Below are 17,790 nucleotides of genomic sequence, written 5' to 3' on the forward strand. Positions count from 1 at the left end.
TTACTATGATACAATTTCCAAAACCAACAGTTGAACAATTTTTCCGTACGTATGCGATTACTGATTTTGCAGTGAGCAAGGATGAACAGCGTCTTATTTTCAGTTCTAATTTAAACGGTAAGATGAACTTATGGGCGATGGATTTACCTGATACATTTCCATACTTGTTTGCTCATCAGAATGAATCGTGCAGTTTTATCCAAATCGATCCGGAAAATCGTTATGTATTAGCCGGATTCGATAAGGATGGCGATGAAAACCATCAAATTTATGCCGTTCCTTATGAAGGTGGATTGCCGCAGCCACTTATTACTGGTGATCCAGCCGACAAATTCTATTTTGCTCATTTAAGTGAAGACGGAAAACGTGTTTATTATATGACGTCAGAGGGAAATCCGTCCTTCCTGAATGCGCGTGTCCGTAATATAGCGGATAAAACCGATACTTTATTGAATGAGGGAGAAGGCTACCCAACGGAATTAGCGGCAGTATCAGAAGATGAAAAGGCGTTTGTGTATTTGCGTTCATCGGCAAATACATATGTAACGGGGGTTGTTAAATTAGGGGAAGAAACATATAGCCTAACCCCGGATCTGGAAAAGGTTCATGTTGTGTTTGATCCAGTATTTGTAGATGATCAAACGATTTACTTTATCACAGATTATGAAAGTGAATATAGCTATATTGCTAAATTTGATCTAAAATTGAAGGAATTTTCAGCGGTTGTAACGATAGAAAATGAGAGTATCGAAACGGTTAAATTCAATAAAGAGCTAGCCGTACTTTATCTTACTTCAGAAAAGGGCGTGAGTGATAGGTTATATCGCTACGATCTAACTAGTGAAAGATTAGAGGCATTAACTTTACCTGTCGACGTGATCGGTAAAATCCATGTGGCAGCATCCGGTGCAGTCTATTTATTGGGAATCAGCGGTACGAAGCCAGTGAATATTTATCATTCGAAAACGGGAGAAGCGTGGGAGCAATTAACAAACAACAATGTGTTGGGACTAAATAACAAGGATATGGTGGAGCCTGATGTTGTGTCCTATCCATCATTCGATGGCATGGAAATCGAAGCACTGCTATTTAAAGCGAGGCCTGAAAATGATAATGGACATACAATTTTCTGGGCACATGGCGGGCCTCAAGCGGCTGAACGCAAAACATTCCGGGCGATGTTCCAATGTTTCTTGAATCGCGGTTACACCATTTTTGCGCCAAACTTCCGGGGAAGCACGGGCTATGGCTCTTCGTTTGTTAAATTAGTTGAGCAAGACTGGGGAGAAGGACCACGTTTGGATTGTGTTGCAGGTATTGAATGGTTGTTTGACAATAAGATTACAGATCGGGAGAAATTGTTCTTAGTCGGCGGTAGTTATGGCGGATACATGGCGTTGTTATTGCATGGACGCCATGCGGAGTATTTTAAAGCTGTAGTTGATATTTTCGGTCCATCTGATTTATTTACGTTTGTTAACTCTGTCCCACCACATTGGAAACCAATTATGGAACGTTGGATAGGTGATCCAGAACGTGATAAAGAACGGTTTATCAAAGATTCACCAGTAACCTATTTGGATGGCATGACAAAACCAATGCTTGTTATTCAAGGTGCAAAAGATCCACGGGTTGTAAAAGAAGAATCCGATCAAATTGTTGCGAAGCTAGAGGAAGAAGGGCGCGATGTCGAATACTATGTCATGGAGGACGAAGGACACGGTTTTTCAAAGAAAGAAAATGAAATCAAAGTATACAGCATGATGCTCGATTTTATGGAAAAGCATCAATAATTGGGGACAGTCCCCCACCACGTTAAAGTGCTAAAGCAGTGGGGGGCTGTCGCAATTTAACGGACAGTAAAATGCTCTTGGGAATTAAGTTTTACTTTATAAAAGATAAAACCCAACGTTCACTTCAATATAAACGCTGGGTTACTATTGGTTATTCAAAAAGTGTCTTGTCTTCTACTTTATGTGTAACATACGTTAGTAAAAGTCCGAATAAAATCATTCCGGATGCAACTAAGGTGATGGTAGTAAAGCTTGCCCCTGCATGAAGTAATCCTGTCCCAAGCGTAGCTCCAATAGCGTTAGCTAAATTAAAGACTGATGCAGCAATGGTTCCGGATAAGGCGGGTGCCTCCCTTGCGCCAATAATAATCTTAGCATTTAAAATTGGTGTCGTACCAAAGGTCCCAATACCAAAAAGAAAGGCCATGATAAATGCTAGCACAGAGAATTGAATGAGCGTTGTAAACAGCGCCAGTACGATAGCAAGTCCAATTAAAACAAACATCAATCTTTCCGTTAGTTTATTTGGCACAATCCTGCCGGAGGCGAAATTGCCAATCACTGCTCCAATCCCAAAGAAGAGAAGAGAAAAGGTAATACCTGTAACACCGAACCCAGCAAAGTACCGAAGTATGGGTTCCAGAAAGGTATAGGCAGTAAATACCCCGGAAAAACCGAATACAATGATAGCAATGATAAGCATAACGCTTTTATTTTTGAAAATCTTCAGTTCATCTTTCAATTTAGGGACTTCTACCGGTCTTTCATTTGGCGTAACAATGATAAGTCCAATTAATGATAGTATCCCTATCCCAACAATAAACCAAAAAACATAGCGCCATTCGAAAATCCCTCCGATAAATGAACCGAATGGAACACCTAACATAACAGCGATGGTTAATCCGCCATTTACTGCAGCAATAGCTGCTGGGCGTTTATCTGGTGGAGATATATTCATGGCCATAGACATGCAAAGCCCGAAAAAAGGTGCATGCATAATTGCTGAACATAATCTAGATAAAATCATAATGTTAAAAGAGGGAGCCATTGCTGCCAATGTATTACTTAAAATAAATAACACCATCATTGCGATTAATAAAGGCTTTGGTGAAAATTTTAAAGTAACCACTCTTAAAAGAGGTCCAAAAACCGCCACACCAATTGCATATGCACTTAGTAATAATCCAGTTGTGGAGACAGGTACTTGAAAGTCATCTGCAAATTGTGTTAATAATCCCGTCACAACATATTCCGTCATGCCAATAGCGAAAGTGGACAACATAAAAAAGGTTAAAATAGTTCGACGTGAGTGTCGTGGTTGATCCATAAGAACATCCTTTACTTCATTAATAGAATATAAAATAGCAAGGCACCATGTTAATCCATAAAGGGGAAAGTGTCTAGTACTTTGTCTCACATCGAGTTTGAATTGCCCTGCAAAATTCATGCGCAGTCCCAACTACGTTAGCGAACAGTAAAGTAAGCACCTTAAAAGTAGACACAATACGAGTCGAAGCCCATCCGCTTTCCTACACAATTTTCTATATTCATGCATAAATTAATGAACACCACCCTTAAAAAATGATTGACCTATCAAGCTATTATCCGTTAAAATATACTGTACCCTTTTGAAAATGAGGGGGTGGAATGCGATTCAAACATAGAAAGGAGCACAGAAGTTACAAAGTATGAAAAGCGCCAGGACTATTTTCGAACGGTAAAAGAAAATAGTAAACGAGGTGGAGGTTAATCGAGTCATTCGGCGGGTTCCTCCCGATTGCATATCCCAATCGAAATGCTTTGTTCTGAAAACAATGAGGCGACTTATTGGCCAAGGAAAAGAGCAGGATGTAATACAATCACGAGAGAGGGGCAGTTAAACGCCCCCTGATATAGCTTATGTAAATAGAGGTCGTTTCTGCCCCTTATCCAAGGAGGAAGAATACGATGTGCGGAATTGTAGGATATATAGGACAGCATGATACGAAGGAAACTTTATTAAATGGACTGGAAAAATTAGAATATAGAGGCTATGACTCAGCTGGAATTGCGATGTTAAATGAAGATGGTATGCATTTATTTAAAGCAAAAGGACGTATTGCAGCATTAAGAAATCGAGTAGACAATGCCGTCCATGCAACAATGGGGATCGGCCATACCCGCTGGGCCACACATGGTGTGCCAAGCGAAGACAATGCACACCCACACCAAAGCGCGTCTGGCAGATTTACACTTGTTCATAATGGTGTTGTTGAAAATTACCAGGATTTAAAAAAGGCATATCTTCATGATGTGAATTTTGCTAGTGAAACAGACACAGAAGTCATTGTTCATCTAGTTGAGAAGCTTTTTAAAAAATATCAGGATACTGTGAAAGCATTTCGTCAAGCGGTCAGCCTGTTGAAAGGTTCCTATGCTATTGGAATGATTGATTCTGAAAATCCTGATACGCTATATGTAGCTAAAAATAAAAGTCCGTTATTAGTTGGTTTAGGGAATGACTTTAATGTCATTGCAAGTGATGCAATGGCTACATTAGATGTGACAGATCAGTACTTGGAAATTTTCGATCAGGAAATCGTTCTGCTCAATCGAAACTTTGTTGACATCCAAAATCTTGATGGCACAGCGGTTGAGCGTTCGGCATACACCGCACAAATGGATGCAAGTGATATAGAAAAAGGAACGTATCCACACTTTATGTTAAAGGAAATCGATGAGCAGCCATTTGTGATGCGCAGAATTATTCAGGAATACAAAAATGCAAACAATGAACTGAAGCTTGATATGAATATACGCAAGGCAATGAAAGCGACTGACCGTATTTACATCATCGCCTGTGGAACAAGTTATCATGCAGGATTGGTTGGAAAGCAGTTTATTGAAAAACTAGCAAATATCCCAGTTGAAGTTCATGTCGCAAGTGAATTTTCATACAACATGCCATTGTTATCGGAGAAGCCATTATTTGTGTTTCTCTCACAAAGTGGAGAAACAGCCGATAGCAGATCCGTATTAGTAAATATAAAGAAAAAAGGATACCCGGCATTAACCGTTACAAATGTGCCAGGATCCACCCTTTCTCGTGAAGCAGACCACACATTACATCTTTATGCAGGACCTGAAATTGCTGTAGCATCTACCAAAGCATACACTGCACAGATTGCTGTACTTGCAATCCTTGCTGTAGATACTGCACAAGCAAAAGGTTTTGAACTGGACTTTGATCCATTACAAGAGTTAGCGATCGTCGCAAATGCAATGGAGGTCCTTACAGATCAAAAAGAAGCAATTGAAGCTTTAGCAAGTGACTATTTAGCGACGACACGCAATGCCTTTTTCATCGGACGTGGCGCAGACTACTATGTTTGTTTAGAAGGTGCATTAAAGTTAAAAGAGATTTCCTATATCCAAGCTGAAGGTTTTGCAGGTGGAGAGTTAAAGCATGGTACGATTGCTTTAATTGAAGAAGGGACACCGGTTATCGCCCTTGCAACACAAGCAAATGTCAATTATGCCATTCGCAGTAATGTACAGGAAGTAGCGGCACGTGGCGCAAATACGATGATTTTTAGTTCTAAGGGATTGGAACTGGATACCGATGCATTTGTCTTACCACATGTGCACGAACTGCTGGCGCCTTTGGTAAGTGTTGTACCATTACAGATATTAGCGTATTATGCAGCACTTGATCGTGGATGTGACGTTGATAAGCCGAGGAACTTAGCGAAAAGTGTGACGGTGGAGTAAGTGAAAGCTTACCCCAATCCTTTTGTGTAGATTTGAAATAAAGTTGCGAAGCTTCACCCCTTTGTTTATGATAATTCAAAGGGGTGTTTTTTATGTCGAAAAGTAAAGAACATCTAAAATTGATAAGTGGATTAAAGAAGGTAGAGGTTAGGTATTGGTGCAGATTATAAACCATGGCTAAAAATTCAAGATGTATCTTCATTGGGTCGCTCAACTCGTTTGAAGGGAATTAAAACAAACAGACAGCATGAGTTTTTATCAGATTTGGAACGAAACTATTTTTACTTGACTGAACATTCAGTGTTGGTTGTTGATATTCGAGAGCAATTCCCTTTACTACCGTCGGAAGAAACAATAGTTATTGCAGATGAATTAGGCATTAAACGTCCTAGAACCCACGCTGGTGTAAAGTGGTAATCAGAACCCTTAGTCATTGGCAAGCCACTCAAATATTTTCGTTGACTTATAAATTTAAGTTTTATGCAATACAAGTGAAAGAACATACAAGTAAAAATAAATTCGTAAAAATAAATTTTTAAAATTTGCATTACAGTCATTGACAAATAGTATAACTTAGGGTAATTTAATATAAAAGGACAGATATTGGATCCAATTATCCAATTATCCAATGATACAATTATTTGTGCTTTTGTCGAAGGGGGGGGTCCTTTTTGTTACCACTTGAAGATATTACCGTTGTGTCGCTGGAACAGGCCGTAGCTGCTCCGTTTGCAACCAGGCAACTTGCAGATCTTGGTGCTCGGGTGATTAAGGTTGAAAGGCCCGAAGTCGGGGATTTTGCAAGAAATTACGATACTACGGTTAATGGGATGTCTAGCCATTTTGTTTGGTTGAATCGTTCCAAGGAATCGTTAGCCTTAGATTTGAAACAAGAAGAGTCAAAGAAAGTGTTGGAATCCCTGCTTTCCAATGCTGATGTCTTTATTCAAAATTTAGCTCCGGGGGCTGTGAATCGTTTAGGATTTAGTCCTGAGATTTTAAAAGAAAAATTTCCCCATTTAATCATTTGCAGTATTTCCGGTTACGGATCGTATGGTCCTTATCGGGATAAAAAGGCCTATGATTTGCTTGTCCAATGCGAAGCAGGGCTGGTTTCCATAACAGGAACAGAAGAACAGCCATCCAAAGCAGGTATTTCAATTGGAGATATTGCCGCGGGAATGTACACGTATTCTGGTATATTAACAGCGCTCATTGCCCGCAGTAAAACTGGTGAAGGCACAGTTCTTGAAGTATCCATGCTGGAGGCTTTAGGTGAATGGATGGGGTACCCGGTTTACTACTCGTATTCAGGTGAAGAGCCGAAACGTACAGGTGCAAGTCATGCCACCATATATCCTTACGGGCCCTTTGAAGCGGGTGATAATAAGCTGGTATTCTTGGGAATTCAAAACGATCGCGAATGGAAGCGCTTTTGTGAAACAGTACTAGATTACCCTAAACTTGCATCAGAACCGAAATTTGATTCTAACTCTAAGCGTGTCAACAGCAAGTCGTCGTTGGAATCGGAAATTCTATCTGTATTTCAGACACTTACAGCCGATGAAATCATTGATCGGTTAGAGCAAGCACAAATCGCAAATGCACATATGAATACGATTCAGGAGTTTGTTAATCATCCTCAGCTTCAGGTGCGTAATCGTTGGAAGGAAGTTAATTCGCCGGTTGGACTGATTAAAACATTGATCCCTCCTGTGACATTTGATGACATTGAGCATGTGATGGGCGACATTCCAAAAATTGGGGAACATAATAGGTCCATCTTAAAAGAATTAGGTGTTAAGTTGACGAACTTTTCTCAGTTAGACTCTTGAGAAGTCGGCACTTGCAGGGAGGTAAATATAGTTAATGCGCTCATGGTTATTTGTACCCGGATCCAATAAAAGGGCCCTAGAAAGGTCGCTGACATTAGAAGCTGATATGATAATTTATGATTTAGAGGATGCTATATCTATTAATGAAAAACAAAAGGCTAGAACTCTCGTAAAAGACATCTTGGAAAGAAGCAAGAAAGTGAATTACGTTAGAATCAATAGATTAAGTACTTTGGCTTATGAGGATGTAGAAGAGATTGTTCAGAAGGGAATCGCAGGTGTTGTCTTGCCAAAGGCGGAAACAAGGGAAGATATTCTAGTCCTTGATCACCAACTTTCTCATTGGGAACAAAAAAGACATATTCCAGCAGGCTCTGTTCGTATAGTCCCCCTGATTGAATCGGCACTCGGACTTTACCATTCAGTAGAAATTGCCCAAGCCAGCCCCCGAGTGAATCAATTAATGTTTGGGGCAGTAGATTTTACCTTGGATATCAATACACAGATGAGTGAGTCAGGTGAGGAGATAATTTATGCCCGCTCCCAGTTGGTTATTGCATCACGCGTAGCTGGCATAGAGGCTCCGATTGATACGGTTTATACCGATATTCACAATAGTGAAGGGTTGCTTGCCGATACCCAATTGGCAAAACAATTAGGATTTCAGGGAAAACTCATTATTCATCCAGGACAGATTTCAGATGTTAACCGCGTATTTACGCCTGATGAGAAAGAGATAGAGGAAGCACAGGGAATTTTGAATGCAAATGAACAAGCAGAAAGAGACGGATTGGGAGCATTCCAATTGAACGGAAAAATGATTGATTTTCCAGTCGTGGAAAGAGCCAGAAAAATAATAAAGAAATACAATAAATTCGTTATTGAACATAACACATGACGTCATCGATCTTAATGCGGAGCTAGCGATTATGATACCCCTAATATGAGTTGGCTCGACATTTTCCGAGATGCAATTTATAATGATTTTAAGAATAGGCAATTGGAAAGGAAAAGAGACGATGACGAATAACAGACTTGATTTACATTTAGATACAAGTAATGTCTACAGTCTTTCGGACAGGGTTTGTCAAGCTCTGCGCGAAGCAATTTTAAAAGGAACTTTTAAACCCGGGGAAAGATTAGTACAAGAAGAAATTGCAAATTCACTCGGTGTTAGCAGAATGCCTATTAGAGAGGCATTTCGAAAATTAGAGGCGGAAGAATTGGTTCATATGGAACCCAATCGTGGAGCTGTTGTGAAACCGCTCTTGGTGGAAGATATTGAGGAAATCTATCTCCTACGATCTGTGCTTGAAAAAATGGCAGTTGCAGAGAGTCTAAAAAAGATTCAAAGACAGGATATAATTGAGCTGGAAAGCTTAGTTACAATCATGGACCAGGCAGATGATGTTGAGCATTTTGTGAAAACAAATATTGAATTTCATCGTTTGCTTATGAAGCATTGCACAAAAAGAAGATTACTATCTTTTATCGAAACACTTTGGAACGGATTTCCACAGCATACTCCACACTTGCTTGACGAACAGGAAGAAATGTCGAACGAGGAGCACCATGAGATGCTTGCTGCAGTAAAGGAAAATGACGCAGATAAGGTTGCGGAAATCGTATCACATCATATCAAGAGGACCGGGGATGCGCTTGTTGAATATATAAAAAGTAATGCGAGCGAAGAAAAAAGGATTTAAGTCTTACGATATATAATAATCTATCATTTTTTCAGAGGGAAAGCTTGTATTGTTATCTATGTTAAAATTCGGGATCCAAATATCCAAAATTATAAAAAGATAGGCAGGTAAATCAAACTACTTAGCAAGCGCCTTGCTAGAAAATAAACTTACACAACTAAAATTGATTCAAATAGGAGGAATAAAAAATAGGTAACAGATATTCAAGCCAAATTATTGCCACAGGATAAGTTGGAGTACATCAAAAAAATGAAACCAGGTTATGGAAAGGTAGCCATGATCGGGGATGGTGTAAATGATGCTCCAGTTTTAAAATAGGGAGGAGAGTATGTATGATCCAAACGGAAAATCTCCTATACAGGTTCTTTCATTGGAGGAGAAGAGGTTATGCACATTGATCGTGATTTAGAAGTGTTTAATCCATATAATCAGGAGGTGATTGACAAGATATCTTGTGCAATGGTTGATGACGTTGAAAAAGCAGTTCAGCAGGCTGATGAAGTTTTTCAACGTACTATGAAGAAAATGCCGGCTTTATGGAGCACTCAATATTTTAATGGGACCGGGACAAGAGTTGGTAGAACCTCTCGTAACCCATTCCAAAGTTAAAAAAGTAACCTTTACAGGAAATGGCTCCTCGTAAGAAAGTAACGCTTGAACTAGGTTCAAATGCACCGAACATTATTTTTTCAGATGCAAATATCGAAGAGGCAGTGCGAGCAATCGCGATGGGTGGCTATACATTTGCCGGACAAGCCTGTGTGTCTGCGCAACGGGTTTATGTACAGGAAAACGTATATGATACTTTTGTTGAAAAACTCGTAAACGAATTAAGGAAATTAAAGACTGGAAATCCAATTGATGAAACAACTACCTTTGGTCCAATGATAACGGAAGAAGCAGCAATACGGGCAGAATCCTGGATTAAAGAAGCAGTCGGGCAAGGAGCTAAAATTGTAACGGGAGGAAATCGGCAAGGAACATTACTAGAGCCCACCGTCATCACGAATGCGACGGCTGATATGAAAGTCGTATGCGCAGAAGTATTTGCTCCGATAGTAACAATCCTTCCATTTCAAACAGAAGAAGAAGTAATAGATAATGCTAATGATACGGATTTTGGTCTACATGCAACTGTATTCACAAAGGATATTAATCGTGCGCTTAGAGTAGCTGATGCAATTGATACTGGAGGGGTTTGGATTAATGAGGTGTCTGTTCGGCGTTATGACCATATTCCATACGGTGGTGTAAAGGATAGTGGGTTTGGTAAAGAAGGAGTCAAGTATGCGATCGACGATATGACTGCAATTAAATTTATTGGAATCAAACTTCAGAATTAATAAGTAAATAAAAAAAATATCATATCTTTAACTTATAAATTAATTTAAAACATGTTCAGCTTCTATTACGTTAAACATATCCATTACCACCCTATATAACCTTTTTCTTAGTAATGAAAGCGCATTAAATAGGTGGATACAAAAAATTGAAAGAACATCAGGTTCTGCAAAGCCCAAAAGTTATGGAACTTAGTAGAATAGTATTTTTATGGTTAGTAGAAAACAAGATGAACATTGTTCGAGAAAATAAGGAGGTTTTATAAGTGGTTAATAATATTCAAGAGAGATTGTACACAGATCAACAATTGAAGAAAATGTTAGCTGATATGCTGTTGATTAGAAAGTTTGAAGAAGCTGTCGAAAAGCTATATCAAGAAGGGAAAATTCCTGGAACAATGCATTTATGTATCGGGCAGGAAGCGACGGCGGTAGGTGCGTGTGCTGCGCTTACAAATGAGGATAAGATTACGAGTACTCATCGCGGGCATGGTCATAGTATTGCAAAGGGAACGGAAATAAAGCCGATGATGGCTGAAATATTAGGTAAAGCAACAGGTTATTGTAAAGGGAAAGGCGGTTCCATGCACATTGCTGATTTAAATGTCGGTAACCTAGGGGCAAACGCAATTGTAGCTGCAGGTCTTTCAATCGGACCGGGTGCTGCACTTGCTTCTAAAATGAAAAATGAAGGGTATGTTGTTTTATGTTTCTTTGGTGATGGTGCAACAAATGAAGGTGCTTTTCATGAAGCTTTAAATCTAGCCTCCGTTTGGGATTTACCAGTCATATTTTTCTGCGAAAATAACTTATATGGTATGTCCGGCTCTATCAAAGAAATGATTAATGTTGAACATATCTCCGAACGGGCAAAAGCTTATGGTATTCCAGGCATAACGATAAATGGTAATGACGTAATGGAAGTTGCTAGATTTACTCAAGAAGCAGTTGATCGTGCACGAAACGGAAAAGGACCTACTTTAATTGAAGCTGAAACATATAGATGGCGCGGTCACTCAAGAAGTGATGCTAGAAAATATCGTTCAAGAGAAGAAGAAAAAGAGTGGAGAAAAAGTCGTGATCCCATTGCAAGTTTTAAAGAAAAATTATTAGAAGAAAATGTTCTCACGGAAGACGCATTTTTGGAACTAGAAAAGCGTATTGATGCGGAAATCATAGGAGCAGTTAAGTTTGCAGAAGAGAGTCCTGAACCTAGTTTAGATATATTAGAAACAGATATTTACGCTTAATGAGGAGGGAAAGTAATGAGAGAGATTACGTATGCGTCAGCTATAAAAGAGGCAATGGTTCAAGAAATGCGTATAGATAAAGATGTTTTTATCTTAGGAGAAGATATTGGAATATACGGCGGTTCTTTCGGAGTAACGAACGGTATGATAGAAGAGTTTGGCCCGGAAAGGGTCCGTAACACTCCAATATCTGAATCTGCAATTAGTGGATGTGCGGTTGGAGTTGCAATGATGGGAATGAGACCGATTCTAGAGATTCAATTCTCTGATTTTGTTATGATTGCGATGGATAATATTGTGAATCAAGCCGCAAAAATGCGTTATATGTTCGGTGGCAAGACTCAAGTTCCAATGGTTGTTCGTCTACCAAGCGGATCTGGATTAGGTTTTGCTGCACAACATTCACAAAGCCTAGAGGCGTGGATGGCTCATGTACCAGGATTAATTGTCGTCCAACCTTCTAACCCTTATGATGCAAAAGGATTGATGAAAACAGCAATTCATAATAATAATCCAGTCATTTTTTTTGAACAAAAAGGATTATACAATACAAAAGCAGATGTTCCAGAGGAAGAATATAAGATTCCACTAGGTGTTGCAGAAGTAAAAAAAGAGGGGACTGATCTTACTGTTGTTGCAACAGGAATTATGGTTAATCGTACGCTGGAAGCGGCTGAGGAATTGGAGAAAGACGGAAATAGTATTGAAGTAATTGATCCACGGACTTTAGTCCCGTTAGATATAAAAACGATTATTGAGTCTGTAAAGAAAACAAATCGCGCATTAGTTGTTTACGAGGCCGTTGAACGTGGTGGTTATGGTGCAGAAATTGCTAGTTTGATTGGAGAAAGTGAAGCATTTGATTTCTTGGATGAACCGGTTAGTCGTTTAGGAGGAATTGCAACACCGATTCCATATAATCCAAAATTAGAAAAAGCTGCTGTCCCACAAGTAGAAGATATAGTTAAAAAAGTAAAATCAATGATGAATAAGTAAGGGGGGCTCAGTGTTATGGCAGAAAAGTTATTGTTGCCCAAAATGGGTGCATCAATGGAAGAAGGAACGATTGACAACTGGTTGGTTGACGAAGGTGAAAAAGTCGAGGCGGGAGATCCCGTTGTTGAGGTTCAAACGGACAAAATTACAATAGAAGTTGAAGCTGAAAATGATGGTATTTTACTTAAGAAGTTGTACGATCCGGGAGATATTGTTCCTGTCCAACAAGTAATTGCTTTTATTGGTGAAGAGGGCGAAAATGTAGACGATATTATGGAGGATGTTGGAGAAGAAGTTTCCGGTGAAGAAAGTAAATCAGAAAATATTGAGTCCATATTTAATAAAAAGTTGGAAACTGGAGCTTCATCAGGTGATAAGGTAGATACCATCTCCATCCGGCGAACCCCAATTGCTCGTCGGTTAGCAGAAGAAAACGACGTGAGTTTAGAGGAAGTATCAGGCAGTGGACCACTAGGACGTATTCAAAAACGTGATATCGAAAATTATTTTAAAACATCCCAGAAAAAAATTACGCCACTTGCACAGAAAATGGCGACAGATTTTCAGGTTGACACTTCTACGATTGCAGGTTCCGGAACGCACGGAAAAATTATAAAAGATGATATTATTTCAACGAACAGACCGAATATTTCAGAACGTCTGACAGCTAAACGAGTTGATTTTAAAGGCATGCGAAAAATAATTGCACAGCGGATTTCTGATAGTTTTTATTCAGCCCCACATGTAACGTTAAATTCGGAAGTTGATATGACAGAATGTGTAACATTACGTAAAAAGTTGTTATCAGTTATTGAAGAATTAGAAAGTGTTCGTTTGTCATATAATGAAATTATTGTTAAAGCAACGGCTTTTGCATTGAGGAACAATCCAAACATCAATATTTCATTAAAGGATGAAAAAGAGATCGTATACCATCCGGATGTTAATATCGGAATTGCGGTTGCGGTACCAGATGGATTAGTTGTTCCTGTCTTGCGTAATGTAGATGAAAAAGGTCTGGGAACATTAGCAAAGGAAGCTAAGGCGATTGCTAAAAAGGCAATGGACGGTTCGTTAACATCAGATGAAATGCAAGGGAGCACGTTTTCAATTAGTAATTTAGGAATGTATGCAATTGACGGATTTACACCAATCATTAATCAGCCTAATGCTGCAATCTTAGGTGTTGGTCGTATCCAAAAAAAATCGGTTATTGTCGACGATGAAGTAGCAGTTCGCTCGATGATGGCACTTAGTTTATCTTTTGATCACCGTATTATTGATGGCGCACCAGCTGCACAGTTTTTAACTGATTTAAAAGACGTGCTGGAAAATCCATACAAATTAATGGTATAAGGAGTTAAATGTATGACTGTGTATGATGTAATTGTAGTAGGTGGAGGTCCAGGGGGATATGTTTCTGCCATTCGAGCAGCTAAACTTGGGAAAAAAACAGCTCTCGTAGAAGTCGATTTACTCGGTGGAACTTGTCTAAATCGAGGATGCATCCCTTCGAAGACTTTGTTGAAACATGCAGACGTTATCGAACAAATTGATAAAGCGAAGGACTGGGGAATTCAGACAGATTCTCTGACATTTGACTTTGGCAAAATGCTTGACAGAAAAGATAAAGTGATTCAGACACTTCGTAGCGGAATTGAAGGATTACTTCACACTGGTAAGATTGATGTCTACAAAGGATTTGCTAAAATTACCGCTGGGAAACGAGTGGTTGTTGAGGATAACACAGAGCTCAAAGGTGAAAAAATCATTATTGCTTCAGGAAGTAGTCCAAGTATTCCTCCGATAGCTGGACTAGACAGTGTAGACTATCATACAACAGATTCAATTTTCGAGATTGACCGTATTCCACAATCACTTGTTATTGTTGGTGGTGGCGTAATCGGGGTAGAAATTGCTAATATTTTTTCAAGTCTAGGAACAAAGGTAACGATTATCGAACTTAGTGAACGAATCGTACCTACTGAGGACGAAGAAGCTTCAAAACTATTGTTAAAAGTCTTGAAGAAAAAAGGCATAAAGGTATTGCTAAAGCACCAAGTGAATGAAGTACGTCAAGGAATTTCAAATAAAGAGATAATCGTAAAAGATGAAAAAGAATTGATGGTTACTGCCGATGAATTACTAATTGCCGTCGGACGTGTTCCAAATACAGATGTAGTAAAAGAACTTGCATTGGATATGAATGGTCCTTTTATTAAAACAAATGGGTACTTAGAAACAAGTGAAAAGGGGATTTTTGCAGTAGGAGATGTAATTGGAAACCTACAGTTAGCGCATGTAGCTAGTAGTGAAGGGTTGACTGCAGTTGCAAATCTCGATAGTCCCCAAGTTAAAATGAATTACTCAGTTATACCACGGTGTATTTATACGTCGCCACAAATAGCAAGTGTTGGAATGAATGAAGCAGAATTAATGAAAAAAGGTATAACTTACCGTGTGCATACCTTTAATTTTAGTGGAAACGGAATGGCTTTAGCAACAGGAGAGACGGAAGGGTTCTCAAAAGTAATGATAGATGAAAAATATGGAGAAATTCTCGGTGTTGTAATGGTGGGCGCACACGTTACAGAAATCATTAGTCAATCATCATCCTATATGTTTTTAGAAGGGACAATAGACGAATTTGCAACGATGGTTCAACCTCATCCATCAGTATCGGAAGTTTTAATGGAGTCAGCGAATAAATTATTAGGAAAAGGAATTCATTCGATTTAGAGGCTTTAGACTTACAAGAGTATTGTTCCGAGGAAGGCAAATAAGGTAATCAGATAAACCCTTAGTGACAATACCTCGATGAGTTCATGTAATCAATTTATTTGAAATTAAGAAGTAGTTTAATGGAAAATATATCACAAAGTGTTGTTTAGGATTATTTTTAAAAAAACAAATTGTAAACGATGTCAATAGAGAATTTTATTGGAGGTAATGGAATGGAATTACTAAGTAATACTGCAATTATTACTGGTGCGGGTCAAGGAATTGGAAAGGCAATAGCATTGAAATTAGCCTCGGAAGGGGCAGATATTGCAGTAGTAGATATAAACGATCATAATGTACAGCAAACCGTTGAGGAAATTAAAAGATTAGGAAGGCAAGGCATTGGCTACACTAGGGATCTTACAATTATTAAAGATATTGAGTTACTTTACAATGACGTTTCAGATGACTTTGGAAAAATTGATATTGTTGTCAATGGAGCTGGAGTAGTTAGGCCTAAGCCTATTCTTGAAAATATTGAAGATGATTGGAACTTTATTATGGATATTAATGCAAAAGCAACATTTTTCTCAATACAACATGCTGTGAAACATATGAAAAAAACTGGCGGCGGGAATATAGTTAATATTGCATCTATAGCTGGTAGACAGCCTTCAAAACCAGATATGGCTATATACGGCGCATCAAAAGCAGCTGTAATTAATATTACTAAATCCGCAGCAACAGCATTTGGCCCAGATAATATTAATGTTAATGCAATTTGCCCCGGAGTTGTACACACAAAAATGTGGGATCAAATTGACAGTGAAAGAGCAGATATATACGGTCTCAAAAAAGGGGATGCTATACATTCAATCACAACAACTAATCCAAAAGGTCGTGCAGGAAAATTGAGTGAAATTGCCGGATTAGTATTTTATTTAGTAAGTGAAGAAGGAAATTATGTGAACGGACAGTCGATTAATATTTGTGGTGGATTACAAATGGATTAAATTAAATGGGACAAAATGAATATTAATTTTCACGTGTGCTGATTATATTTAACTGATTTACCCAATTAGTAATAATTGTGGGACTAGTGTTAGTATGCGAAGTAACAGTTGGTGACACCCGCTTATTACATGTTTATAGAAAAAATACTAAATGTTAGATTCAGAAAGTCAACATATATCTAAAAAGTTTTGGGAGGGTATTTCAATGGCATTAATTAATACAGTTACGGGGAAAGTTGATAGTTCTAAGCTGGGCACCACTTTGGTTCATGAACATTTAAAAGTTCGTAGTGAAGCAATTTCAATGCAGTTTCCTCATCTTTACGGTGACGATGAAAGTGATTTTAAAAAGGTCATTAAGGAGCTCAAGGAAATTAAAGATCGTGGTGTACAAACAATATGTGATCCAACAGTGATGGAATTGGGACGTGATATCCGCTTTATGGAGCGAGCTGCTCGTGAAGTGAATATGAATGTGATTGCAGCTACGGGAATATATACGGTACACTATATAACTCCTTATTTACAAAACCGTAGTATTGATTTCTTAGCTGAGCTTTTTGTAAGGGATATAGAAGTGGGGATACAAAATACCTCAATTAAAGCGGGATTTCTTAAAGCCGCTACTGATGAGTTGGGATTCACACCAGATGTAATAAAAGTCCTTCGAGCCGTGGCGCGTGCTCACAAGAAGACGAACGTACCTATTATGGTTCATTCTCATCCAGATAGTCAAAATGGACTAAAACAACTTGAAATTTTTAAAGAAGAAGGCGTTGATCCAAGAGGTGTTTTAATCGCACATTGTGGAGATACAGATAATCTCGATTATCTCATCAAAATATTGGATCAAGGTGCCTTTATTGGAATGGATCGTTATGCTTCAGGTTTAGGTGTTAAGACTGAACAAAGGAATGCTACGGTTGCCGAATTAGCCAAAAGGGGTTATTCAGATCAAATGTTTTTGTCTCACGACTATAATATTGTGTTTGACTTTTTTACAGATGAAATGTTTCAAAACGCACCTGATTGGTCTTTGACATATATTTTTGACAAGGTTTTACCAGATTTACAAGAAAGAGGCGTTACCAAAGAACAGATCAAGACGATTATGGTCGATAACGTTCGTCGTTGGGTTGGTGAATGATAAGTATTCATAACTATGTCGGAACATTAATGCTACAAACTTTGAGGAACTTGGTCAGGCACTTCAAAAAAGGTACTTCAGTACTTTCTGGTACCCAACTTAGGGTGCAGAAGAGGATACATCAAATAAGTAGTCATGCTGCAAGCCACAGAGGAAGAGTCAAGTATACAAGAAAAAAGGGAGACAGGAACGATGATGTTGTTCAGATAGAAAACCTAAATATAAGAAGTGGGCTTTAA

General features: G+C 38.7%; 14 protein-coding genes and 2 pseudogenes. 15 read left to right on the forward strand and 1 reads right to left on the reverse strand.

Going from position 1 to position 17,790, the window contains the following annotated elements:
• Positions 1–5 precede the first annotated feature (5 nt).
• Positions 6–1,793 (forward strand): S9 family peptidase, encoded by a 1,788-nt coding sequence (locus JOC34_RS08850; RefSeq protein ID WP_205136406.1) that lies wholly within the window; start codon positions 6–8, stop codon positions 1,791–1,793.
• 151 nt (positions 1,794–1,944) lie between these two features.
• Here JOC34_RS08850 and JOC34_RS08855 read toward each other — a convergent pair whose 3' ends face one another.
• Positions 1,945–3,120 carry an MFS transporter gene (locus JOC34_RS08855; protein WP_205136407.1) on the reverse strand — a complete coding sequence of 392 codons (1,176 nt, stop codon included), beginning with the start codon at positions 3,118–3,120 and terminating at the stop codon, positions 1,945–1,947.
• A 620-nt stretch (positions 3,121–3,740) separates the two neighbouring features.
• Here JOC34_RS08855 and glmS point away from each other — a divergent pair.
• From glmS to JOC34_RS08920, 14 genes and pseudogenes are all read left to right on the forward strand, one after another.
• Entirely contained in the window at positions 3,741–5,543 is a 1,803-nt protein-coding gene (gene glmS / locus JOC34_RS08860; protein ID WP_205136408.1) for a glutamine--fructose-6-phosphate transaminase (isomerizing), read from the forward strand.
• A 118-nt stretch (positions 5,544–5,661) separates the two neighbouring features.
• Positions 5,662–5,933: pseudogene (locus JOC34_RS21730) on the forward strand (heteromeric transposase endonuclease subunit TnsA); the annotation flags it as partial.
• A 281-nt stretch (positions 5,934–6,214) separates the two neighbouring features.
• On the forward strand, positions 6,215–7,378 hold the full coding sequence (locus JOC34_RS08870) for a CaiB/BaiF CoA transferase family protein (protein WP_205136409.1): 1,164 nt from the start codon (positions 6,215–6,217) through the stop codon (positions 7,376–7,378).
• A gap of 34 nt (positions 7,379–7,412) precedes the next feature.
• Complete coding sequence (locus tag JOC34_RS08875) at positions 7,413–8,276, forward strand: HpcH/HpaI aldolase/citrate lyase family protein (RefSeq protein ID WP_205136410.1); 864 nt, start codon at positions 7,413–7,415, stop codon at positions 8,274–8,276.
• Between the two features lie 121 nt (positions 8,277–8,397).
• The gene (locus JOC34_RS08880; protein WP_205136411.1) at positions 8,398–9,084 is read left to right on the forward strand and encodes a GntR family transcriptional regulator; all 687 of its coding nucleotides are present in this window, start codon (positions 8,398–8,400) and stop codon (positions 9,082–9,084) included.
• Positions 9,085–9,276: 192 nt separating this feature from the next.
• Positions 9,277–9,396 (forward strand): annotated as a pseudogene (locus tag JOC34_RS08885) (HAD family hydrolase); the annotation flags it as partial.
• Positions 9,397–9,640: 244 nt separating this feature from the next.
• Positions 9,641–9,727: a hypothetical protein gene (locus JOC34_RS21985; protein ID WP_275577695.1), complete on the forward strand. Its 87-nt coding sequence runs from the start codon at positions 9,641–9,643 to the stop codon at positions 9,725–9,727.
• Positions 9,714–10,427, forward strand: coding sequence for an aldehyde dehydrogenase family protein (locus JOC34_RS08890; protein ID WP_275577689.1), 714 nt, complete (start codon positions 9,714–9,716; stop codon positions 10,425–10,427). Before JOC34_RS21985 ends, JOC34_RS08890 begins: the two co-directional genes overlap by 14 nt.
• Before the next feature lie 314 nt (positions 10,428–10,741).
• Entirely contained in the window at positions 10,742–11,674 is a 933-nt protein-coding gene (locus JOC34_RS08895) for a thiamine pyrophosphate-dependent dehydrogenase E1 component subunit alpha (RefSeq protein WP_239544265.1), read from the forward strand.
• A 15-nt stretch (positions 11,675–11,689) separates the two neighbouring features.
• Entirely contained in the window at positions 11,690–12,670 is a 981-nt protein-coding gene (locus JOC34_RS08900; protein ID WP_205136412.1) for an alpha-ketoacid dehydrogenase subunit beta, read from the forward strand.
• A gap of 15 nt (positions 12,671–12,685) precedes the next feature.
• Positions 12,686–14,026, forward strand: coding sequence for a dihydrolipoamide acetyltransferase family protein (locus JOC34_RS08905; protein ID WP_205136413.1), 1,341 nt, complete (start codon positions 12,686–12,688; stop codon positions 14,024–14,026).
• A 12-nt stretch (positions 14,027–14,038) separates the two neighbouring features.
• Positions 14,039–15,409, forward strand: a complete 1,371-nt coding sequence (gene lpdA, locus JOC34_RS08910) for a dihydrolipoyl dehydrogenase (protein WP_205136414.1) — start codon at positions 14,039–14,041, stop codon at positions 15,407–15,409.
• A gap of 215 nt (positions 15,410–15,624) precedes the next feature.
• Positions 15,625–16,404 (forward strand): SDR family NAD(P)-dependent oxidoreductase, encoded by a 780-nt coding sequence (locus tag JOC34_RS08915; RefSeq protein ID WP_205136415.1) that lies wholly within the window; start codon positions 15,625–15,627, stop codon positions 16,402–16,404.
• Between the two features lie 205 nt (positions 16,405–16,609).
• Entirely contained in the window at positions 16,610–17,551 is a 942-nt protein-coding gene (locus tag JOC34_RS08920; protein WP_205136416.1) for a phosphotriesterase family protein, read from the forward strand.
• Positions 17,552–17,790 lie beyond the last annotated feature (239 nt).

The organism is Virgibacillus halotolerans (genome assembly GCF_016908515.1).
In the GTDB taxonomy this organism is placed as follows: domain Bacteria; phylum Bacillota; class Bacilli; order Bacillales; family Amphibacillaceae; genus Virgibacillus_M; species Virgibacillus_M halotolerans.